Here is a 21,682-nt window from a genome sequence, read left to right on the forward strand (position 1 = left end):
ACTATAGCAGGGTAAGACGAGGCCTATCTCTAACCAGGCTTTGTCATGAACCCCGCTTCAGAAAAACACTCCGGTCTGTGCAAGGGGCTCTGCCGTAACCTCCATTGCGTAACTGGCTGGCTCAGTTACATCATTACGCTGCTTTCATACAGCAAAAAGAGCCACAGCGTGTGTGACTCTTTGGTTCCTTGACTCTCCGCGCTTAACTCTCTACTTGACTCAAGCCCTCAGCGCCTCATCCTTCGGAAGCACCACGGTCAACAGACCGAGCAGCGGCAAATACGAGCAAAGCTGCATGACGAACCGGATTCCCCATTGGTCGGCAAAGTGGCCGAGCAAGGCCGAACCGAGCCCGCCAAGCCCGAAGGAAAGGCCGAAAAACAGCCCGGAGACCAGCCCCACTTTGCCGGGGAGCAACTCCTGCGCGTAGACGACGATAATCGAAAACGACGAAGACATGATGAAGCCGGCCAACACGACGAGCACGCCGGACCAGAACAAGTTGGCGTACGGCAGCAGCAGCGAGAACGGAGCCGCTCCGAGAATCGACAGCCAGATAATATTTTTGCGTCCGTACCGGTCGGCCATCGGTCCGCCGAAAAACGTGCCGACGGCGGCTGCCGCGAGAAACGCGAACACATACCATTGCGCCGCGCTCTTGCCGACGCCGTAATGATCGATCATGAAGAACGCATAAAAGCTGGAGATGCTGATGGAGTAGACATTTTTCGAAAACAACAGCAGCACCAAAATCGTGATCGCCAGGCCGATCTTCCCCCGGCTTAAACCGGATCTTACTTCCGCCCCGGGGTGAACCGCCGATTTCCGCGGCCGCGGGCGAATGTCCAGCGACGCATACCAACGGGCTACATAAAACTGGATCACGATCGCCGCAATCGCCGCTAAAGCGAACCAGACGACACTGTGCTGGCCGAGCGGGATAAAAATCAACGCCGTCATCAGCGGTCCGAGCGAGGTCCCGATATTCCCGCCGACCTGAAAAATCGACTGGGCCAGCCCCCGACGTTCCCCCGCCGCAAGGTATGCGACGCGGGACGATTCCGGATGAAAGATCGAAGAGCCGAGCCCGATGCATGTAACCGCCAGCAGAATGATACTGTAAGCGGGCGCAAAAGCCAGCATGACGATCCCGATGAGCGTAAAACAGACCCCGAGGGGCAAGATGTAGGGACGCGGACGTATGTCCGAATACAGTCCGACCAGCGGTTGAAACACGGATGCCGTGATGTTCATAGCGAACGAAATCCAACCGATCTGTCCGTAACTGAGCGTCAGCGAATCCCGCAAAATCGGAAACAAGGCGGGAATGGCCGACTGCATCGTATCGTTCAGCAAATGCACCATGCTGATGGCAAACAGAATGGGAAATACCGTTGCCGTCCGCGGTATGGACTTGCCTGCTGTTGTTTGACTCATTTTTATCTCCCCATCCGTCTCTATATAAGTTGAACGCGGTCGCGCCCGGCACCTATTAACGCAATTAACGGGAATTTCTCCCGTTAATTTGGCACGTATGCTACTGTAGAGGCCAATTAGCTGGAGAACCTCCCGCTAATTCGACTGAAATTGAGTATATTAGCAATAGCGCCGCGAAATAGATGGAGTTTTTCCAGCTAAATCCGATCCATGGGCCTATAGCGGTAAAATAACGGGAGATTTTCCCGTTAATTAAGAAAACCATCTCATACGATAACCTTAGAAATTTTAAAAATTAAAATTATCCGGGTCTGAACCGAAGCGTTTATTTTGATTCAAGCCATCGATGGCCGCGATATCTTCCGCGCTCAGCTCGAAATCGAAAATATCGGCGTTTTCGATAATCCGCCCTTCGTTGACCGACTTTGGAATCGTGATGACGCCGACTTGCAAATCCCAGCGCAAAATGACCTGGGCTGCGGTTTTGCCGTATTTTTTGCCGATGGAGACCAGCGTATCATTCTTAAGCAGATGGCCTTGCCCCAACGGGGACCAGGCCTCCAACTGGATACCTTTGCCCTGGCAGTAGGTCAGCAGTTCTTTTTGCGTCAGCTGCGGGTGGAGTTCCACCTGGTTGACGGCGGGCACCACTTCGGCCTCCGACAGCAGGTCCTCCAAATGATGGATTTGGAAGTTGCTGACGCCGATGGCGCGTACCTTCCCTTCTTTATATACCTTTTCGAGGGCGCGCCAGGTTTCTTTATACTTGCCTTTGACAGGCCAATGAACGAGGAAAAGGTCGATATATTCCAGGTTTAGTTTGTTCAAACTCGTTTCGAACGCCTGCAGCGTCGTCTCATACCCTTGATTCGAATTCCATACTTTGGAAGTAATGAACAATTGATCGCGGCGAAGGCCGTTCTCTTCCATCGCTTCTCTTACCGCTTGTCCGACGCCCTCTTCATTGTTGTAGGCTGCAGCGGTGTCGATGCTGCGGTAACCGGCGCGGATCGCCGCTTTGACCGCCGAAACGACTTCATCGCCTTCTTGGGCTTTGTAGACCCCTAAACCAAACCACGGCATATGCACACCATTATTAAGCTTTACAGTATCCTGCAAATTTTTGGGCATGGATCATTTCCTCCTTGGGTTTTGGGTTCGTTTTTCCAACTATATATTATGAATGACTTTGTTACAAATGGAAAGCCGCTTAATATATTCCGTATTGTTGAATGGCCGAGCGCAGCCGCTCGATCTCGTCCGCTCGCATTTCAAAGCCGGCGATATCGTGGACCGCCTCTTCCGGGAGGATGCCTTCCGATCCGAGGCAAGCCAGCAGCCGCAGCACATATTTATCCATCGGGGCGGTAAAGACCGCCTGGCCGTACCCGTCCACTCTGGCGCTCAGCTCCACGAACCGCGCGTAATCCTTTGCCATGTAAGCGGTGATCATGTCGCTCTGGATATTCGGAAAGGCCGCCCCCAAGCCGACAAGCGCTCCGGCCGCTCCGCACATCAGGGAATAACCGAACATCCGGTCCTCTCCGGTAATCAGCAATTTGTCGGGGAACTCGCGTCGGATCAGAGACGCCACGTCCTGCAGCGTCATCACGCTATCGAGCGCAGCCATCTTCATCCCGGCCACCTGAGGCAAAGCCAGCAGTTCCCGGAGCACCTCCGCCGAATATCTGACTCCCCCCGCTTCCTCGTATAAATAAAAAAGAATCAGGGGCAGGCCCGCCTCCGCCAGCTCGCGATGGTACTCCACAATCGCGTCGTTGCGTTCCCGTTCTCCCAGGTCGCCAAAAATGACCGGCGGGAACACCAGCAGCGCGTCCGCTCCCGCCCGGCTTGCCTCTTCGGCCATAAGCCGGCTGTCCCGCAGCCAAACCTCCCTGCGGCGGGGCCCGGCGAGCGTTGGGTCGGGGATGGCCCCGGCTCCGGCAACCAGGATTTGATCCGGCTTCAAGAACTCTTTCCACGTATCGATGACAACCGCCCGTTCATCCCGTGACAGATGCAGTCCCCGGCCGGTATGAACCCATACCGAAACGCCCGCGATGTTTTGGGCGCACAGATACGCCGCGTAGCTGCGCTGAGCCTCGACGTGAACGGTGCCATTCCGGTATCTGGGCACCGGAACCGCCGGAACCAGGCCGCCATGCAGCCGTTCTTTCACCCGGACAACCTTGTGTGTGATCTCCGTCATTCCCGTTCCCCCTTTCCCGTTTATGTATTCCCTCTGTATTCCTTTCTATTTTCGCTCTATTTCCTTTATTTTCCCTCTATTTTCCTCATGTTTTATTTTCCCTCGTGCTTCAAAAACCAGTTTTTCCCCCGATCCCGGTACCATTCCGTAATATCCATAAAGGAGGTGACTCCTTCCGGGTTGCGAATCTCCTCCGCGTGCCGCAAATGCAGCATCCAAGGGACCAGCCCGTGTTCGGGGTGAAAATACAGATCATGCAGCGCACGCTCTGTTTTTGCGCCTTTGCGCATACCGTAAGCGCCGGCCGGTTTTTGGAAGATCGTGTGCATCTGCAAGCTTTTTACGCCGCGCAGCGCGTATTCCAGCGCCATTTTTCCCGTACAGACGTTTCCCGTCCCGGACAGCGGCGGAATCGGGCGGGCGAGCCCCTCCGCAAGCTCCAGCTTGCGAAGCAGGGTAAGCATCCGCAGATTTCTCCGGCTTAAGTCGGGTCCGCCGTATGCGGCCCCGATCTTCCCGGCAAATTCACGGGTTTGATCGTACAGCCGGTTTGCGTAGATGATGTAGTCCGGCGGGGTGAAGCTGCCCTCGATCAAGGTTCGCAATGCCCCAATCTGGAACTCGTCGGCAAACATCGAGTTCATCAGCTTGATTCCGAGAACGATCTCCCCCGGAGGAAGCGACGATTTGATCTTGACCGGCACCTCGCGCAGCCAGCGGAGGACCGCGCATTGCTGCCGGGCCCGTCCCGAACCGGCCAGCGTCGGACTAAAGTCTTTTTCCATTTGCAGCGGCCCCTCCGCCCCGGATTCCCTCCAGACGCCATGCAGCCGGCGGGTCGTATATTCGTACTCTTCCTGCCGGAATTCCTCCGCCTCACCGCCGGGCAAATGGTATTTGCAAGAAGGGACGATCACCGTGCCATGCTCTCTTCCGATGTCCAGAGCTTTGCGAAAAAAAGCGAGATAATCCCCGAACGAGCCGTGCCACCCGCGTCCTTGCCAGGTGACGTTCCAGCCGGTTTCCCCCGTTTCCTTGCCGGTGATCTTTCCGACCATCATCCGGGTCTCTTTCACGGCCCATTCTTCCATGGACCTTCTTCCGTCGGCATCCTCGGCGATGACCGTCTTGAGTACGACAAACCCGAGCCGGGCGCGGCAGTCCTCCTGAACCTGCCGGACGTTCAACGACAATTGGCCCGACGCCTTGCCGAACGGATTCCGAATCGCGCGGAGACCGTAGCGGGCAGTGACGTCCAGGCCATAGGTTTCAAGCAAATAAGTTTCGATCCGCTCCGGCAGTCCCTCGCGGAAACGTTCGTAGTCCTCGCGGATCCGGGAAACGTCCCTGCTGTCCAGCAAGGGACGGTCGGGCAGTATCAGGCTGTTGCGCATCTTCATCCCTCCCATGCGGCTCATCCTCCCTGGAGATGGTTCCCCATGAAGAGTTTATTCAACAGCCGCTTGGAACTGTCCTGCCCGAAAGACCCGTTTTTTCAGCGGGTCCGCAAAAAATCCCGGGCGAATTCCGCCAGAAAAGCCGCGCCGTACTCCAGCGCCCGCTCATCGATGGTCATCTGCGGGTGGTGAAGCGGGTAGTTTCCTTCCCCCGCCCCTTTGGCGCCGACGAGCAAAAAAGCGCCGGGCACTTGCTCCATGTAAAACGCCATATCCTCGCTGGTCATCGGGGACCGGTCCAGCGGGGCCACCGCCTCCTGGCCGAACAGGTTCAGGAGGGAGGCTTCGGCGCGCCGGATCAGGCCGGGGTCGTTGACGGTCGGCGGGTAGCCGAGCTCGTAAGCGACCTCGGCCCGGGCGTTCAGCCCGCCGGCGACCGCCTCGGCCAGCGCCGCGATCCGGCGCTGCATGTGCTCGCGCGCTTCGCTGCTGACGGCGCGCACGGTGCCGCGGATCTCGACGCGATCCGCGATGATGTTGGGCAGGCTGCCGCCGCGAATCGAGCCCATGCTGAGCACCACGGGCTCGGCGGGATCGCTCTCGCGGCTGACCAGCGCCTGCAGCGCCGCGAGCACATGCGCGGCCGCCAGAATGGCGTCGACGCCCTGATGCGGGGCGGCGCCGTGCCCGGCTTTGCCGTGGACCGTGATGTCGACATGGTCCATGCTCGCCATCACGGTCCCGGGCCGGACGCCGAAGCGCCCGGTCGCCAGGTCCGGCCACAGATGGAGGCCGACGATGCCGTCCACGCGCGGCGACTCCAGCACGCCGGCCTCGACCATATGCCGGGCTCCGCCCAGCATTTCCTCGGCCGGCTGAAAGATGAACTTGACCGTCCCGCACAACTCCTCCCGGGCGGCGGTCAGCATCCGGGCCGCGCCGAGCACCATGGCCATATGCCCGTCATGGCAGCAGGCGTGCATCACGCCGTCATGCTGCGAAGCAAAGGGCAGGCCCGTCGCCTCCGTTAACGGAAGCGCATCCATATCGGCGCGCACGGCGAGGCAGGGACCCGGCCGTCCCGTTTCCAGCAGGGCGACGACCCCTGTCCCGGCCACGCCCTGCCGCACGCTCAATCCCAGCCGCGTCAAAGCGTCGGCGACGAACGCGGAGGTGAGCTGTTCCCGGAAGCCCAGCTCGGGATACTGGTGCAGATGCCGGCGCACCGAGATGATTTCATCCCTATGGGCGACGGCCAGCTCTCGAAAATTACTTTCAATCATAGTGCGCTTCCTCCAGATTCAGAGTATAAATCTGCCTAGGCCGTCCCCGGCCCGCCGGCTGCTCCTCCCCGACGATGCTGGCCATTTCATACCGCTCCAGCGCGGCCATGATGCGCCTTGCGCTGCGAAGGGTAATGCCGAACCCCTCGGCAAGCTGCGAGGCCGTGAAAGTGGACGTTCCCAAACGCCGGCACAGCGACATCAGCTTGTTGATCGTTCCGACGCTGAGCCCGGCTTTTTTCGCCATCGAAATCAGCTCGGGGTTCTCGCTACGGGCCGAATATTCCAGCGTCATTTCGGAACCCATCGGACCGTATACGATTCCGTCCTGCATGATCAAGTAGCAGTTGCCTCCTCCTCCCGATTTGGCTTTCATCAGCGCTTCCCGCGCTTTCCCCTCGGCCTCGTTTGCGGTGCGTCCGATCCCGATTCCGATGCTGGCATGCCACTGCAGCCGTTCCAGGATTTCCAGGAGCAGGGGGGCGTCCTGAAATTTGCGGGTCACCTGCTCGATGATGCCTCGCGTCGTCACGAAAGAAACCTCATTCGAATCGCTCCATTTGATCAGCGACTGCGTCTCTTCCCCGAAGTCCACGAGAATTTGCTGAAGGATGATCTTCTTGCGCTGAATTTCGTATTCGGAGGAAGCCTCCTTGGCCACTTTGGCAAAATTGTCGATATTCATAATGCCGACGGCGATCTGTGAACTGCAAAAACGCAGGCTTTTTCCCTCAAGAAGAGCCCGGTTCAGACAGTCGCGGATCGCCGAATGGGTCGGTACCACCCGGTAGGCCGGCACACCCAGCTCTTTTAAACGGTGATAGACCGAGGTTACGCAGGTGACCGTCGCCGACACCCGCCCCTGTTCCCACAGCCCGTGATGATAAGCCACCAGCTCTTCGTTGCTCATGCCGAATTCATACGGAATGACGTGCAGGTCTCGGGCCGGCAGACCGAGTTCGTTTAACGGCTCCTCCACCTCCTTGCGCTGCAGGACGTCCACGCTGATACGCAATTGGTCTTCCAGCCCCTGAACCCCGTGCCGGTATAAGTCGAACAGCACCTTGTAAAGGGCGGTTCCGGAATAGTACACATGCACCATCGGTTTATCGGGGGCGGCCGCGAGCGCGATCCGGTAAGGTATCGGCCCGGTAAACAGCAGAATATCCGCCTTGTCCCTCACCCGGTCGATGATCTCGAGCGTTTCCCGTTCATGCCGGTATGGGGCCGGAAACATCGCCAGCTCCGCAAAAAAATACCCGAACTCCAACACCGTTTCCACCAAATCCAAGGGACCGATCACCGCGACCCGCAGCTTGATCGTCATCATCCGCCACCTCCCGCTTCTTATCCGTTCCGTTCCGGTTGTTGCTCCATGGCAAAGTGTCGAATTTCGGCCAATGACCTTTTCGTGTTGCTGACCACCTGGTCTGTGTTTCCCATGTACTCGAAAGAAATAAAGCCGCCATACCCCAATTCCAGTAGCGTCCGAAAAATCGTTTTATGGTCGGCGTCTCCCTGAAAAATCGGCACCGGCTCGCTCCGGCTCCAGTCCTCATGATTCCAATGGTAATCCTTGAAGTGAACATGGCCGATGTCAGTAAAAAAACGCTTCAGGACCGGCACCGGGTCCAGATGGTCGACGAACAGATTAAATCCGTCGTAAATCAGTTCGATGCCGGGAGCCGGGATGTCGCGGACGAGCGCCGCCAGGCTTTCGGCCGTATCGGCCAGCGTATTGTTGTGGATCTCCACCGCGAGCCGGACTCCCTCGGAGCGGCATATCTTGGCCGCTTCCGTCAGGCCGGAGACGACCGCGTCCCATTCCTCCGCGAGGACGGAGCGGGACGGCCGATGTCCGGCGAAGCTCCGGATCCGCGGGCAGCCGAGCTCCCGCGCCCAGACGGCGGCCGTTCGGATACGTCTGAGCTCACTTGCCGATTCTTGCTTCCCCTTGGAGAAACAGGTGTATTCGCTAATCGCCGGAACGTGGAGCCGGCGCTGTTCCAGCAGCGTGCGCAGTTGGCTGAGGGAACCGCCGCCGTCCAGGAAGCCCCGGATATGCCCGGCCCAAAGTTCGACCCCCTGCAGCCCGATTTCCTCCGCCAAGTTCAGCACGTTTTCCAAGGGTTCTTCTTTCAGCCCCGTAGAACAGAAGCTGAACTTCAGGTCCGGCTCTTTCCCCCGGTTCCAGCCATCCGCCTCGCTATGGTCCAACATCCTGCTCCACCCCCGTCCGGTCCGATGTATAAACGGCCTCCAACGCCGCGATCACGGACCTGGCGTATTCGCCGCTGCTGTCCGGCTCCACGCCCAGTTCGATGGCCCGCAGCAAATCCTCGAACTGCAATATAAACGGGTCTTCCTCAGGGAGAGGCTGCACCTGTTCGTATTTCCCGCCTACGCTCACCCAAAGTCCTTCGGAGGAAACCAGCTTCGCCATCCCCCGGGTAAAGATCAGCTCCGTCTCGTCCCGCGCCACCCCCTCATACCCCGACTGTAAGATGACGGCGCACAGGCCGCTGTCCGTTTCCAAAAACAGACAGCCGCTGCCTTCCACATCCCCCCGGGGGCCTTCGTAGGTCACTTTGGCTTTGACTCGCCGGACCCGGCTGTCGGTCAGCCACTGAACCTTGTCGATCGAGTGGGCGCCAAGATTCATCAGGATGCCGCCGCCGGATTTTTCCTTTTCCAAAAACCATCCGGGCCGGTTATCCCGGTAATAGTACTGATGCCGCGTGTCGTGAATCGCCAGCAGCCGCCCGAGCTCACCGCTTTGGATCAGCCGTTTGGCCAGTATATTGGCCGGCTTGTAATGCTGGGTATGTCCCACCATCAGCTTGACCCCAGCATGCTTAACCGCGGCCAAAATGTCGTCGCACTGCGCGGTATTGAGCGCCATCGGCTTTTCAAGCAGCAGGTGGCATCCTTGCTCCGCGCACCATACCGCACAGGGGGCGTGCAAGTAATGCGGAAGCGCGATGACGGCGATATCCGGCCTTTCCCGCAGCACCATTTCCCGGTAATCGCGGTAGTAGGAGATGCCGTATTCCTCGGCCAGCGCTCTCCCTTTGCCCTCGTCCGTGTCGGCCACGGCCGCCGCCTCCAGCTTGTCGAGCCGCCCCACCGCGTCCAGATGATTGCGCGCGATGATGCCGCCGCCGATCAGAGCTACGCGATATCTCATGTCGTTCCCTCCTCTAGTGCTTCATCAGACAACCCTGCTTGCATGGAATGCCTTGCTCATCATTTTCTGTTCGGAACTAGCAAGTTGATGACTCGTTCACGATCGTTCCTAATCGTTCCTGATTCCTCCTTGACTCCTGCAGTTTCAGATCAATAGAATCCACCTTTCTGGTGTTGCCCGATACCCTTTTACAGCCTGGGGAGGCAAATAAGAGGCATTTGTGCCGTAATTTTATCGAATTCGGCCTTCGAGGCACTATTGTTGCATTAACCCGAGGGATCTAGTCGCTGTGACCACCTCTCTTTGAATCCGGGCCGGTGGATAAGGGTCTTTTGGGCCGCTATTTTGTCGAATTTGGCTCTTCGGGGAGAAATAGAGGTCATAAAAGGCCTTATTTTTGGGAAAAGCGGGCAGAAAACCGATTTTTGGGCTCACATCGGAAAAATAAGACCCTTTTTGGCCGCTATTTTGGCAGTGAAAGCGAATTTGGCCGAAATAACGGCCTAAAATGCCGCTATTGAAATGGGCGGCAAGTGAGATAGCGGATAGGCAGCATCGTGTTCATGCAACGCCGGTAATTAGGCCTTTTTTGGCCGCTATGGTTCTCGTGGAACCGAATCGGTCAGAGATAGCGGCTAGATCTAATCCTGCGCGCCAGTTTAACCCGCTACGCCGAGACGAAAAGTCTTAAATAGGCGCCCCCCATGTTAGAGTTTTAGTGCAACACCGTGCTCATTTCCCAGGTGAAGCCACCCCCCGGCCGGATTTCCTCGGGTCACTTGATCCCTGCGGAGTTGCTGCCTTGCACAAAATATTTCTCCGCGAACAGGAACACGAGCAGGATCGGGATCAGGCTCATCAGCGCGGCGGCCACCATGTACTGCTCATTGCCGGACCATTGCCCCGCCATGGACAAAATCCCAATCGGCAAGGTGAAGTTCTCCTTGGAGGTCAGGAAGATAGCCGGGGACAAAATTTCATTCCATTTGGTCATGAACGTAAACACGGCCAGCGTCGCGAACGTCGGCTTGCACATGGGCAAAAAGATCCGCCAGTAGATCTGAAACGGATTGCATCCGTCCAGCTTGGCCGATTCCTCGTAATCTTTGGGGATCGCGAGGAACGCCTGCCGCATCAGGAAGATGCCGAAAGGCTGGGCCAACCATTCGATCAGCCAGAGCGGAGTGAGCGTATCCAGCATATGCAGCGACTTGAAGATGACGAATTGCGGAATGATCAGCACCACCGGAGGAATCATCATCGTGCCGAGCACAACGAGAAACAGCGTGTTTTTTAAGGGAAATCTCAATCTGGCAAACGCGTAGGCCACCATCGAACAAGAGAGCAAGGCCCCGATGACGGACAGCACGGTTACGATGACACTATTGGTCGTGTATTGTCCGAAGGGACCCAATTTCCATACCTCGGCGTAGTTGTCCCACTTGACCGGATTGGGAATCCACTCCGGCGGTACGCGGGTGTACTGGGCGTAAGATTTCAGTGAATTGAAAATCGTCGTTAAAAACGGCAAGGTCATGATGAGCGAGCTGGCAATAATCACCGTATACCCGGCGATCTTTCGCATCCGGTTTATCTTCATACCGTTCCCTCCTTTCTCTTTGGACTCATTCGTAATGCACCCATTTTTTTTGCAGCACGACTTGAACCACCGTCAGCAGGAACAGGATCACGAACAGTACCCAAGCGATCGCCGAGGCGTAACCCATCCGCAGGAACGAGAATCCTTCCTGATACAAATAAATCATCAGCACCAGGCTGGCCTTGTTGGGCCCTCCCGCGGAAGAAGCGTCCATCGCTCCGCCGGTCATGACATAGATCTGCTCAAACGCCTGAAACGTGGAAATGGTGCTTAGAATAAGCACGAGAAAGGTCGTTCCGGAAATCAGCGGAACGGTAATATGCCGGAATTTCCGCAAGGTCCCGGCCCCATCGATTTCCGCAGCTTCGTACACATCGGACGGCACATTTTGCAGCCCCGCAAGGAAAATCACCATGATATAGCCGATGCCCTTCCAGACCGCGATCATCACCAGCAGCGGAATGACGAGATGCGCATCCTGCAGCCATTTTTGCGGATCGAGGCCCAGCTTGATCAGGAACGCGTTGGCGAACCCGAACCGGGGATTGAAGATCGCGTCCGACACGTACATAATAACGGTCCAGGAAGAGATGACGGGCAGAAAATGCGCCAGCCGAAACAGCTTCAGCACCCGTAGTTTCTGATTTAAGGCCACGGCAAGAATGAGGGCAAGGATCGTCTGAAGCGGGACGAACAAAATGGTAAAATAAACGGTATTCCAGAGCGCTTTCCAAAATACGGACTCATTAAACAGTTTTGCGTAGTTGTCCAGCCCCGTCCATTTCGGCGGGTTCAGAATATCGTAGTCCGAGAAACTGAAGTATAGCGAGGCCAGCAAAGAGCCCAGCACAAAAACGATAAAGTGAACAAGATAAGGGGTCACCATCAGGAGGCCCCACTTGCCGTCGCTATCCAGCCGTTTTTTCCGCTTTATGGCCGGCAGATCGCCGCCCGTTCTTTTTGACAAGACAGTTTCCGTATTTTCCACCATGGTCATCACACTTTCTGTTAGCGATTTGGAGGGCGGGGACTTCCGCCGCAGTCCTCTTGCCGAGAGCTGCTTGACGGCGGAGCCCCGACCAGGCCAGCCATTAGTGAACGGCGCTTTGTGGCGTTATTTCTATTTCTTGTAGAATTCGTCCAGCACTTGCTGTACTTCGGTGTCCGCCTTCTTTAAAGCTTCGTCGACGGGAACCTCTCCTTCGAACGCCCGGTTGATGTTGTCGTTGAATTTGCCGACCCATTCGCTCCAGACGGCGTTGACGTCCAGGGTGCCGGCGAATTCGAAGCTGTCGAGAAACGCCTGTTTGTTTTCGGGCTTGCCGCTTAAAAACTCGCTGGAATTGGCGACCGATTTTTTAACCGGAACCGCTTCGCCGAGGGAGGCCCATTCCTTCTGTACTTCGTCCTCGGTGGCCCAATATTTGATCCATTCCCAAGCCGCGTCGCCTTTGGCGCCTTCCGCCTTTTTATTGATCACCCAGGAGTTGGCGATCACCGGCGAGAACCGCTTCCCTTCCGGCCCCTTAGGCAGTATGGTTACATCGTAGTTCAGTTCGGCCGCGTTGGCGTCGATCGTGCGGGCGTAGATGCCGATCCGCATGGCCGCCGCTTTGCTCGGAAACGGAGCCATATTGCTCTGGAAGCTCTTGAGATCCGAAGGCGTCGTCAACAGTTCCCGGTTCATGCCGTCGACGATCCAATCCAGCGCCTTTTTGTTTTCCGGGCTGTTGATCACCGACTTCGTCAACGTTTCGTCCAGTACGCCTCCTCCGAACGACTTGAGTACCGTCATCCAGCCTTCCGTAATGCTGAAGAACGTCAACCCGTACTGGCTGATCTTGTTCTTGTCGAAAGCGGGGTCGGTCGCAAACTTTCCGGTGGAATCCTTCGTCAGCTTCTCGGCGGCGCTCTTCAGGTCGTCCCAGGTCCAATCGGCGGTGGGATATTCCACTTTGGCCTCATCGAACATATCCTTGTTATAATATAGGACCGCGATTTGAATGCCTTGCGGAACCCCCCAATACTTCCCGTTCGCATCCTTGTTGAAATCCAGCCCGAAGTAATCGTCTTTGTTCAGGTCTTGTTCGATGAGGGGCGTCAAGTCTTTCAGCACGCCGCGCTCCGCGTACTTCGGAACGAGCACGCCGTCGGAGAGCCAGAGATCCGGGGCGCTTTCGGCGGCGATTTGCGTATCCAGCTTTTGAAAAAACTGATTATAGGGGGATGATTCCGTTTTAATCGTAATATTCGGATGTTTCACCTGGAACTTGTCGATCAGCTCCTGCATTTTGTCGTCGGACTGGGCCGAGGAATAGAAGCCAAGCCTGAGTTCCACTTTTTCCGCCTGTTCCGCCTTCCCCTTGTCATCCCCGCCCGCTCCGGGACTTTCGGCATTTCCTCCGTTCGACTTCCCTCCATTCCCGCCGGAACACGCCGTCAGGAGCATAGCCGTTACCAGTGTCAGACTGAGCAGTAAGGTTCCCCATGATTTCAGCTTGCCTTTCATCGCATGACCCCCCATAAATGATGATCCTTAAAAAAATAAAGCGCTAACAAAACATGTCAGGTATGATTTCTCTCCTCCGAAATTTTAAATCGTTCCCTTGATGTGTCTAATTTGTGAACTTAACCCTAAAATAAGGGAACCGGAATTAAAGGTCAACGTCCTTAATAAGACCGTATTCTAGATTTTTACCAAATATGTTTGCGGCGCTCCCCCGGTCCCGTCTTCCTTGACAAGCAGCACTTCGCCTGTAAGATGGTTTCCGGCAAACCGATATCCGCGGACCCCTTGATGGGAAAAGACCGCATACTCCCGCTTCTCCCCCCGCCGGACGGAAATGGCTGTAACCTTGTCGGAAGAAACCGGTTGTCCGTAGCTGTCCAGCACCTCGATCGTTTCAATCTGAGGTGCCTGCTCTTCCCGCAGTTTTTGCGGATACAGCAGCGACACGAATCGGGTAAGTCCGCTTCCGGTTTGCGTAAACACCGCTCTGACGGTAGGCTCTTTCCGATTGTAATGACGCGACACCCAGGCGGATTCGATTTTCTCGTCAGCCGGCAATACCGGGATAATCCGCAAAGCGGTTTCCTTGTCGGTGTCCGCCGCCGTCACACTTCCATCCGCTTCCAGCCGGACTTCCAAGCCTTCGGCAAAGTGAAACGGCAATGTGTAGTCATGCGGCTCCCGCGATTTGCAAGTATCGACGACAATCCAATAATCCGGTTTGACAAACAAAATTTGCCGACGGACCTGTACCGGGTCTTCGAGACGGAAGTAGCCGTCATGGCTGCCTTGGACGTAGTCGAAGGAATCGGTCGCCGACCACCAGCGATCCAGCGGATTCGCCACTTCGTCCCATTTCCAGGAGTCGAGGTAGGTGGAAATGGTGGCTCCGTCGACGCCTACGGTGTTATGCTGCAAGGATTCCTTAAAATAACGCCTGAATTCATCCTCCATGTACGTGTATCGACCGGGGTCGGTCAGAAACTCCCGGCCGCCCGCGAACAGGCTGATATGCAGCAGGTCGTCATGGCCATGCGCCCGGATGGCGTCCATATGTCCGGCGTCGAACAGCAAATAACCGGCCTCCGGATGCCAGCCGGTCCGCATCACGGCATAACCGCTTTGCGGGAGTTCCAGAGAGTCGAACGGCGGGTTTGCCGTCTGAATTCGTGCATAGCGATCGTAACCCGATTCGCCGAAGAACCATATACCTTCATAATCAAGCGTAGCATACCCCATTCTTTTTAAATCGCCTCGGCCGAACAAGACGGCGCCTCGACTTAGCACGTCACGGATATCGGTCCCGTCGCTGTCCCCCAGCATCGGCTGGCGGCCGTCCGGCTGAATCAGCGCCAAGGAGGCCGTGTACATCCGTTGCAGCGTCCGCTTCAACTCGGCGGGCAGTTCAATCCCGTTCCGTTCGGCGAGCCAAACCGGTTCGAACAGGCAATGCAGTACTTCATGGTGGTACATGGTACACTGCTCGTTGTGCATGCCGTCCTCGAACACCTGTACCGCGCACATCTCGACAAGCCGCTTTACCGCTGTGTCCAGCCAGGCTTCCGAAACGTCCAGCTCCGGATACAGCAGGGCGATTTGGAACAACCCGTTCGTCTCCAGGAACCCCCAGTTGCTTTGCCGGTCATGCGGGGTGTAGGCGATGTTTAGATACATGCCGTGAAGCTTAACGGCTTCCCGGAACAATTCTTCTTCTTCGTCCCGCCACAACGCCGATACGTTGACGCAGTGATATCCCTTCAACCAGTTGGCGATCCGGATACCGCTGTCCAGCTTGCGCCACGTATCCTTCACATTATAAGCCCGGTCCGCGCTGGCCCGAACCTCCTGTTCCGTGAGCGGGTTTTGTTTCAGCCAATCTTTCATCAAGCTGATGAAGCCCCGCACATATTTCTCGTCCTCCGTCAGCCAGTAAGCCTGCCCCAATTCGCTCATATAACGGGCCCGGTTCAGCATGACCATCCATTCGATGTCCCCTCGGTACCGGTAAGTCCAATCGATGCCGTCCGGAAACTCTACCTCCGTCTCACAGCGTTCCATGTCCCAGCGATGGGTAAAAATAAAAGTGCGTTCGCACGCCAGATCGGCCCGATGCAAAACTTCCCGAACTTCATCTGGCCACTCCTTCATTACCGTTGACACGATAAAACCGCGATCCCGCGGCTCCCAAAAAAAGCGGCGTTCTCTTGTCGCCGACGACTTCATCGTTTCGCTCCTTCCAGCCACGCATCAAGATGACGGCCGATAAACGTGTCATCGTTCAGATGCGGGTAAGCCGCATAGACCCGGTCGATTTCCTCCAACTGACCGGGGGACAACTCCTCTTGCGGATTCAGGCACCAGCGGCCCTCCAGCAACCCTTGACGCCGCAAAACTTCATGGATGCCCGCGATGCTGCCGCGAAACCGATGCGCAGGATCAAACAGCGCCGCGTTGACATCCGTAATCTCCTGACCGCGCGTCAGCAGCTCAAGGGGAATCGCCGCGTTTCCCCCTTCACGCCGCAGCGCTTTAATTTCCTCCAGCAATTCGACCGCCTTGGAGGTCCAAACCGCCCAGTGGCCGAGGAGACCGCCGACAATCTCCTTCTCCACCGTCACACCGCCGAAGCGGAAGGTGTACTTCGTCAGCAAATCGGCCACGATGTTGTCGTCATTGCCCGTGTATAAGGCGATTTCGTCCCGCCGCTCCGATCCGCAAACCGCCCGCACGACATCCAGGGTCTGATAGCGGTTAAACGGAGCGATCTTGATCGCCGCAACGCCCGGAAGATCCGCCAGGCTGCGCCAGAAGGAATAAGACAGCAGACGCCCCCCGACCGCTGGCTGCAAATAAAAACCGAACACCGGTATAACCTCCGTGATCGCTTGCACGCGTTCCAGCAGCTGTTCTTCGCTCCAATCGTCCAAGCCGCCCATGCTGACCAGCCCGAGCTCGTAGCCGAGCGAGGCCGCCAGCTCCGCCTCGGCGAGCGCCTGCTTCGTCGGGCCGCAGATGCCGGCGATCTTTAGAAAGGGCCGGTCCAGATGGGCCGCGCTCACCTCCTCCGCGGCAAGCCGCAGCACCGGTTCATATAGCCCAATCTGCGGTTCCCGGATTTCAAATTGCGTGGTGTGTACGCCCACCGCGATCCCGCCGGCTCCGGAAGCGAGATAGTATTTCGTCAACGCCCGCTGCCTTGCCTCATCCAACCGGCGGGAAGCATCGAGCGCAAGCGGGTGCGCGGGAATGACGGTGCCGCCCATGAGCAGCTCGCGGGCTTCCCGGCTTAGTTCCTTGACCGCATTCATCAGAACGCCCCCTCCCTTTCCTGAAAATGCGTCGGCTTGCCCAAGGTTTCGCCGCCCGAGTCCACCCACCCGGCCGTCCACTCCATCATTTGCCGCAGCGTCACTTGGGGATAGCCGAGCAGCCGATGGCTGACGGAGGCGTTATTGAGCAAAGCCGTCGGACCCTCTTCGCCGACCAATACCGGTTCGGTTCCCAGCATCTCACCGAACCGTTCGGCCAGCCAGCGGACCGACACCGTTTCCGGTCCCGTCACATTAAGCGTGACCGGCGGCGAATCGCAAAGCAGCAGAGACCGGATTGCCATTTCGTTCGCGTCTCCCTGCCAAATGACATTGACCATGCCCATGTTTAAATCGATCGGCCGGCCCTCCTTCACCGCGCTCGCTACCTCCAGCAGAATGCCATAGCGCAGATCGATGGCGTAGTTTAACCGGAAGTTCAACAGCGGTGTCCCGTTTTTTCGGGAAAAATATTCAAAGACCCGTTCCCGTCCGAGACAGGACTGCGCATACTCGCCGACCGGCGAAGGCGGCGTCAGTTCCGTGGCGCCCCCCCGGGATAATGGGGTGAACGGATAGATATTTCCGGAGGAAAAAGCCACGATCCTGGCATCCTTGAATTTTTCGGCGACGCGTCCAGGCAGATAGGCATTCATCGCCCAGGTGAAATACTCCCTTCCGGTCGTACCGAATTTATTGCCGGCCATGTAAATGACATTCCGCGCGTCCGGAAGCTGTTTTAACGCTTCTTCCGACAACAAATCGGCCGCAATGGTCTCGATGCCTTCAGCTTCAAGTTCCTGCTGCAACCCGCCCGAGGAGAACCGCGACACGCCGATGACACTGCCCGGTTTACCCGCGGCCTTCAAGGCCCGTTTGGCCAGCTTCGCCAGGCTTGGCCCCATTTTTCCGCCGACCCCTAAAACAAGGATGTCCCCGTCCAATCCCGCCAAATCCCCGATCAATCGTTCGGAAGGCGTGCTGAGCGCATCTTCCAGTTCGGTTACCGTTTTCATCCCATCACCTCATTAGATCGTTGAATACTGTTACGGCTATGGTTTTACAGTTTCCATGGTAGGCGGCGTCCGATTAAAAGACAACGACTTTAAAACGTCCTTAAAAGCGTATCCAAACGTGTGCGGGCATGCCAAAGAGACCGGGAGAATTCGCTCCCGGCCCGGTGTATAAAGGAATTATGCCGTTTGTTTTTCTTTCCGCAATCTTTGTCTGGCCCGATACAGCAAAATTTTAAAATGGGAGAGCGCCACGCCCATCAGGTCAGCCGACTCCTGGTATGTAAAGCCATGGACATCATACAACAACACGGCATGCTGTTGATTCGGCGGAAGCAGGGAAAGCATCTTCAACAGCTCCTCACGGCTTTCCACGGAAATTAAGCTTTCCTCGGGCGTATCCTCGCTCGCGACATTGTAAAAGAACTCGTTCTCGTATGAGGAGGAACGGCTCTCTTTGCGCAGCCGGTCGATATATGCGTTGTGGGCCACCCGGAGCAGCCAGGCTTTCGTCTTCTTTCCTTCGAACTCGTTCAGCTTCCCGCAGGCTCTGCAGAACGTTTCCTGCATCAGATCCTCGGCATTGTGATGATCCCGGCACAAATAGAACAGATACCGGTAAACGTCATTTTTATATTCACGGTAGATTAAATCCATGGATGAATTATTCATGATGAACCTCCTCAATTTCTGAAGCCGTACTCCAGCAGCTTGACGGTGTCGGACCATACGCCTTGTTCGCTGGAATGCAGCACCACCGTAATCAGCTCTTTCCCGTCTTGAACGGCCGAGCCGACGAGGCAGTAGCCTGCTTTTTCGGTGTACCCGGTTTTGATGCCGTTGGCGCCTTGAAAGTACCAATCCTCCCCGGGGTTCAACAGTTTATTGCGATTTTCAAATGGCCGGACGTACCGTGCGTCGGATGCCGCAACGTAGCGGGTTTCCGATACGATCGCCCGAAACTCGGCGTTATCCATCGCTTCCCGCGCAATCAGCGCCATATCATAGGCCGTCGTGTAATGCTGCGGATCATGCATTCCGTGCGGATTGACGAAATGACTTCGTTTAGCCCCGATCTCCTTCGCTCGCTTATTCATCAACTCGGCGAACAGAGCGTTCGCTTCCTCCGGCCCAGGTTCCTTCCCGGTTTCCAGCCGCGTCACATAGGCCGCCGCCGTTCTGGCCGCATCGTTTCCCGAAGGGAGCAGCATCGCCGCCACAAGCTCTTTCACCGTCAGCGTTTCCCCCGGAACGAGCCCGGCCGAGCTTTCGTCCGCGGCAAGCAGGAGCACTTCATTCCCAACCGTGACCGTTGCATCCGGACGGCTCTTTTCCAGCAAGATTAAAGCCGTTAATATTTTCGTTGTACTCGCCGGGTACATTCTTTTTTTCGCTTGCTCGCTGTATATAACTTTACCCGTGTTCCGGTCCATCACCAGCACGGCGTCACCCTCAAGCCCGGGGATGTCGGAATGGCGAAGGCTGCGGATTTTTTCCTCGACCCGCGCAACCAGCGCCGCCCCTTTTTCCCGTACCTGTTCCAACGGCTGCTTTTCCACCGCCATCAGAATCAATGTAAAGACAAGCAATCCGATGATCCATTTTGTCCTCTTCAAACCCGCCGACATCTCCTTCAGATTGCTCGAACTCCGTAGTATACCTCTTTATTATGAAGTCCATAGCTTTCGCCACGGCTAAGAAAACCTTAAGATTATCTTAAGATTTCAATGCATTTTCCTTAAAAGGTGGATTTTTCGTTCACTTCACCAGGTGGATTATCGGCAGAACGGGGACCCGCGAAATAAAAAAAGCCGGATGCAAGGTTATCCTTGATCCAGCCTTTGTGTTTAAGTTCGGGGATGGAGCGCCGCCTCGGCACTCTCTTGTTTTAAGCGGACCGTAAATACGGTCCGGTCGTCATCGCTATCGGCGGAAATGACGCCGTCGTGCAAATCCACGATATGTTTCGCAATGGCCAGGCCGATCCCGGAACCTCCGGTATGAGCGGCGCGCGATTTCTCCACGCGATAAAACCGGTCGAACAAATGCGGAAGATCCGATTCCGGAATTCGCTCGCCGTAATTGATAATCTCCGTAACGACTTCATTGCCGTCGACCCAGCCGCGAATGTCCAGCAGACGGCCTTCACTGCCGTAACGGATGGCGTTGGTGATGAGGTTTTCGTATACCCGCCGCAGCTTGTCGCCGTCTCCGATGACAAACAACCCCTGCTGGTCCCTGAAGAACAACCGGCATTCCATCCCGCTCTCCTGCAATTGCCATCCGAAATGGGCGGATATCTGGTACAGCATTTCCGCGAGATTAATCCGGCTCTTGTGAAGCTTCATCTCTTTGTTCTGCATCCGGGTATATTCGAAAAGATCCTGCAGCAGCTGCTTCAAGCGCAGCGATTCCTCATACGCCATATTGACATAGTATCGGAGCTCCACCTCGTCCCGGTAGCGGTCCTGTTCAATCAAGCCCAGATAACCGGTAATCGAAGTCAGCGGCGTCCGCAGATCATGCGAAACATTCGTGATCAGGTCATTTTTAGTCTGTTCCGCCCTTCGCTCCTCCTCCATGGAAGTGCGGAGCCGTTCAAGCATCCGGTTGATGTCCGTGGCCAGCTGTCCGAGCTGCCCGACATTCTCCACCGGAATTTTGGAGGCGGAACCTTCCTCGATTTTATGCACTTCCTCGATCAGCAGCTTAAGGTATTTTTGCTCATGGCGGCGCACGGAACGCCGATAGAAATATAACGCAAACAGCAGCATCAGCGGAACGCCTGACAGGTAATAGGCGTCGGGAAAACCGATATTGCGGTTGACCCAATAGATAAACGTATAGAATGTCACCGTGGGGTAAAACAAATAGAACGCCCGCGCCAAAAGAACCAGCACGAGCAAAGACGCCAGCGAAGCCACGACCGTCCAGAACAGCCAGGCCAAAAAACGGAGACTAGCCTTCAATTTTGTAGCCTACCCCCCATACCGTGCGGATCAGCTTCTCCCCGTCCATTTCCTTTTCCAGCTTGTCCCGGAGCCGGCTGATATGCACGGTGACCGAGTTGCTGCTTTCGAAATACTTATCCTTCCAGATCAGCTCGAAGATTTCCTCCGATCCGAACACCCTTCCGGGATGACTGGCCAGCAGGAACAAAATGCCGAATTCGATCGGGGTCAGCTTGACCGGGCGGCCGTCGACGGCCGCCGTATGCGTCTCCTTATCGATCTGCAGGGAACCCAGCTTGATCAAGTGATCCTGTGGAGCCTGCGGCGGCGTCGCCGAGTACGAAGAACGCCGCAGCAAAGATTTCACTCTGGCGACCAATTCCAACGGATTAAACGGCTTGACCATGTAATCGTCCGCCCCCGTCATCAGGCCGGTAATTTTGTCCATGTCCCCGTCCTTCGCGCTTAACATCAGAATCGGGGTCGTTCGAGTTTCCCGAATTTTCAGGCACACCGATATCCCGTCGAGTCCGGGCATCATGACGTCCAGCACGACCAGATCGATCGCTTCCTTCTCCATCATCTCCAGGGCTAACAGCCCGTTATCCGCCCGGTGTACGGTGTAGCCTTCATTCAGCATGTAAATTTCTATCAGTTTCGCGATTTTCTCATCGTCATCCACGATTAATATCCGTTTGCTCATAATTTATACTCATCCTTTTTAACGCATGCTAGTTTCACTCTATAACATCATACCATGGCGTCAAAGCTCAAAAACCAACTAAAAG

The 21,682-nt window shown here is 56.2% G+C and carries 18 protein-coding genes; all 18 read right to left on the reverse strand.

Features of this window, described 5'->3' with window-relative positions:
• Nucleotides 1–219 precede the first annotated feature (219 nt).
• Nucleotides 220–1,437, reverse strand: coding sequence for an MFS transporter (locus LBW89_RS24900; protein WP_225040724.1), 1,218 nt, complete (start codon nt 1,435–1,437; stop codon nt 220–222).
• Nucleotides 1,438–1,725: 288 nt separating this feature from the next.
• Nucleotides 1,726–2,568 (reverse strand): aldo/keto reductase, encoded by an 843-nt coding sequence (locus LBW89_RS24905; protein ID WP_148449682.1) that lies wholly within the window; start codon nt 2,566–2,568, stop codon nt 1,726–1,728.
• A gap of 79 nt (nt 2,569–2,647) precedes the next feature.
• On the reverse strand, nt 2,648–3,646 hold the full coding sequence (locus LBW89_RS24910; protein WP_225040726.1) for a dihydrodipicolinate synthase family protein: 999 nt from the start codon (nt 3,644–3,646) through the stop codon (nt 2,648–2,650).
• Nucleotides 3,647–3,738: 92 nt separating this feature from the next.
• The gene (locus tag LBW89_RS24915; protein WP_225040728.1) at nt 3,739–5,055 is read right to left on the reverse strand and encodes a hypothetical protein; all 1,317 of its coding nucleotides are present in this window, start codon (nt 5,053–5,055) and stop codon (nt 3,739–3,741) included.
• Nucleotides 5,056–5,141: 86 nt separating this feature from the next.
• Nucleotides 5,142–6,326: a M20 metallopeptidase family protein gene (locus tag LBW89_RS24920; RefSeq protein WP_148449687.1), complete on the reverse strand. Its 1,185-nt coding sequence runs from the start codon at nt 6,324–6,326 to the stop codon at nt 5,142–5,144.
• Nucleotides 6,319–7,656 (reverse strand): transcriptional regulator, encoded by a 1,338-nt coding sequence (locus LBW89_RS24925; RefSeq protein ID WP_225040730.1) that lies wholly within the window; start codon nt 7,654–7,656, stop codon nt 6,319–6,321. Before LBW89_RS24925 ends, LBW89_RS24920 begins: the two co-directional genes overlap by 8 nt.
• A gap of 17 nt (nt 7,657–7,673) precedes the next feature.
• The gene (locus LBW89_RS24930; protein WP_148449689.1) at nt 7,674–8,546 is read right to left on the reverse strand and encodes a sugar phosphate isomerase/epimerase family protein; all 873 of its coding nucleotides are present in this window, start codon (nt 8,544–8,546) and stop codon (nt 7,674–7,676) included.
• Nucleotides 8,533–9,513, reverse strand: a complete 981-nt coding sequence (locus tag LBW89_RS24935; RefSeq protein WP_148449691.1) for a Gfo/Idh/MocA family protein — start codon at nt 9,511–9,513, stop codon at nt 8,533–8,535. Before LBW89_RS24935 ends, LBW89_RS24930 begins: the two co-directional genes overlap by 14 nt.
• Before the next feature lie 775 nt (nt 9,514–10,288).
• Nucleotides 10,289–11,113: a carbohydrate ABC transporter permease gene (locus LBW89_RS24940; protein WP_148449692.1), complete on the reverse strand. Its 825-nt coding sequence runs from the start codon at nt 11,111–11,113 to the stop codon at nt 10,289–10,291.
• Between the two features lie 25 nt (nt 11,114–11,138).
• Nucleotides 11,139–12,080 carry a carbohydrate ABC transporter permease gene (locus tag LBW89_RS24945; RefSeq protein WP_225040732.1) on the reverse strand — a complete coding sequence of 314 codons (942 nt, stop codon included), beginning with the start codon at nt 12,078–12,080 and terminating at the stop codon, nt 11,139–11,141.
• Between the two features lie 153 nt (nt 12,081–12,233).
• Nucleotides 12,234–13,622: an ABC transporter substrate-binding protein gene (locus tag LBW89_RS24950; RefSeq protein WP_148449696.1), complete on the reverse strand. Its 1,389-nt coding sequence runs from the start codon at nt 13,620–13,622 to the stop codon at nt 12,234–12,236.
• A gap of 177 nt (nt 13,623–13,799) precedes the next feature.
• Complete coding sequence (locus LBW89_RS24955; RefSeq protein ID WP_225040735.1) at nt 13,800–15,845, reverse strand: alginate lyase family protein; 2,046 nt, start codon at nt 15,843–15,845, stop codon at nt 13,800–13,802.
• On the reverse strand, nt 15,842–16,930 hold the full coding sequence (locus LBW89_RS24960) for a dihydrodipicolinate synthase family protein (RefSeq protein ID WP_148449700.1): 1,089 nt from the start codon (nt 16,928–16,930) through the stop codon (nt 15,842–15,844). Before LBW89_RS24960 ends, LBW89_RS24955 begins: the two co-directional genes overlap by 4 nt.
• On the reverse strand, nt 16,930–17,946 hold the full coding sequence (locus LBW89_RS24965; RefSeq protein ID WP_148449701.1) for an NAD-dependent epimerase/dehydratase family protein: 1,017 nt from the start codon (nt 17,944–17,946) through the stop codon (nt 16,930–16,932). The genes LBW89_RS24960 and LBW89_RS24965 overlap by 1 nt, the downstream gene beginning before the upstream one ends.
• A 177-nt stretch (nt 17,947–18,123) precedes the next feature.
• Nucleotides 18,124–18,615, reverse strand: a complete 492-nt coding sequence (locus LBW89_RS24970; protein ID WP_148449702.1) for an RNA polymerase sigma factor — start codon at nt 18,613–18,615, stop codon at nt 18,124–18,126.
• An 11-nt stretch (nt 18,616–18,626) separates the two neighbouring features.
• Nucleotides 18,627–19,559, reverse strand: coding sequence for a D-alanyl-D-alanine carboxypeptidase family protein (locus LBW89_RS24975; protein WP_170286989.1), 933 nt, complete (start codon nt 19,557–19,559; stop codon nt 18,627–18,629).
• Between the two features lie 231 nt (nt 19,560–19,790).
• Entirely contained in the window at nt 19,791–20,912 is a 1,122-nt protein-coding gene (locus LBW89_RS24980; protein ID WP_148449704.1) for a sensor histidine kinase, read from the reverse strand.
• Nucleotides 20,902–21,597, reverse strand: coding sequence for a response regulator transcription factor (locus LBW89_RS24985; RefSeq protein WP_148449705.1), 696 nt, complete (start codon nt 21,595–21,597; stop codon nt 20,902–20,904). Before LBW89_RS24985 ends, LBW89_RS24980 begins: the two co-directional genes overlap by 11 nt.
• Nucleotides 21,598–21,682: the final 85 nt, after the last annotated feature.

The sequence above is a fragment of the Paenibacillus sp. alder61 genome (assembly GCF_020179875.1).
Lineage (GTDB): Bacteria > Bacillota > Bacilli > Paenibacillales > Paenibacillaceae > Fontibacillus > Fontibacillus faecis.

Coding starts and splice junctions, on each gene's coding strand:
- LBW89_RS24955 (WP_225040735.1), bottom strand. CDS start 15,845: ATGAAGTCGTCGGCGACAAGAGAACGCCGCTTTTTTTGGGAGCCGCGG.
- LBW89_RS24935 (WP_148449691.1), bottom strand. CDS start 9,513: ATGAGATATCGCGTAGCTCTGATCGGCGGCGGCATCATCGCGCGCAAT.
- LBW89_RS24920 (WP_148449687.1), bottom strand. CDS start 6,326: ATGATTGAAAGTAATTTTCGAGAGCTGGCCGTCGCCCATAGGGATGAA.
- LBW89_RS24985 (WP_148449705.1), bottom strand. CDS start 21,597: ATGAGCAAACGGATATTAATCGTGGATGACGATGAGAAAATCGCGAAA.
- LBW89_RS24900 (WP_225040724.1), bottom strand. CDS start 1,437: ATGAGTCAAACAACAGCAGGCAAGTCCATACCGCGGACGGCAACGGTA.
- LBW89_RS24915 (WP_225040728.1), bottom strand. CDS start 5,055: ATGGGAGGGATGAAGATGCGCAACAGCCTGATACTGCCCGACCGTCCC.
- LBW89_RS24965 (WP_148449701.1), bottom strand. CDS start 17,946: ATGAAAACGGTAACCGAACTGGAAGATGCGCTCAGCACGCCTTCCGAA.
- LBW89_RS24930 (WP_148449689.1), bottom strand. CDS start 8,546: ATGTTGGACCATAGCGAGGCGGATGGCTGGAACCGGGGGAAAGAGCCG.
- LBW89_RS24925 (WP_225040730.1), bottom strand. CDS start 7,656: ATGATGACGATCAAGCTGCGGGTCGCGGTGATCGGTCCCTTGGATTTG.
- LBW89_RS24910 (WP_225040726.1), bottom strand. CDS start 3,646: ATGACGGAGATCACACACAAGGTTGTCCGGGTGAAAGAACGGCTGCAT.
- LBW89_RS24960 (WP_148449700.1), bottom strand. CDS start 16,930: ATGAATGCGGTCAAGGAACTAAGCCGGGAAGCCCGCGAGCTGCTCATG.
- LBW89_RS24950 (WP_148449696.1), bottom strand. CDS start 13,622: ATGAAAGGCAAGCTGAAATCATGGGGAACCTTACTGCTCAGTCTGACA.
- LBW89_RS24905 (WP_148449682.1), bottom strand. CDS start 2,568: ATGCCCAAAAATTTGCAGGATACTGTAAAGCTTAATAATGGTGTGCAT.
- LBW89_RS24940 (WP_148449692.1), bottom strand. CDS start 11,113: ATGAAGATAAACCGGATGCGAAAGATCGCCGGGTATACGGTGATTATT.
- LBW89_RS24970 (WP_148449702.1), bottom strand. CDS start 18,615: ATGAATAATTCATCCATGGATTTAATCTACCGTGAATATAAAAATGAC.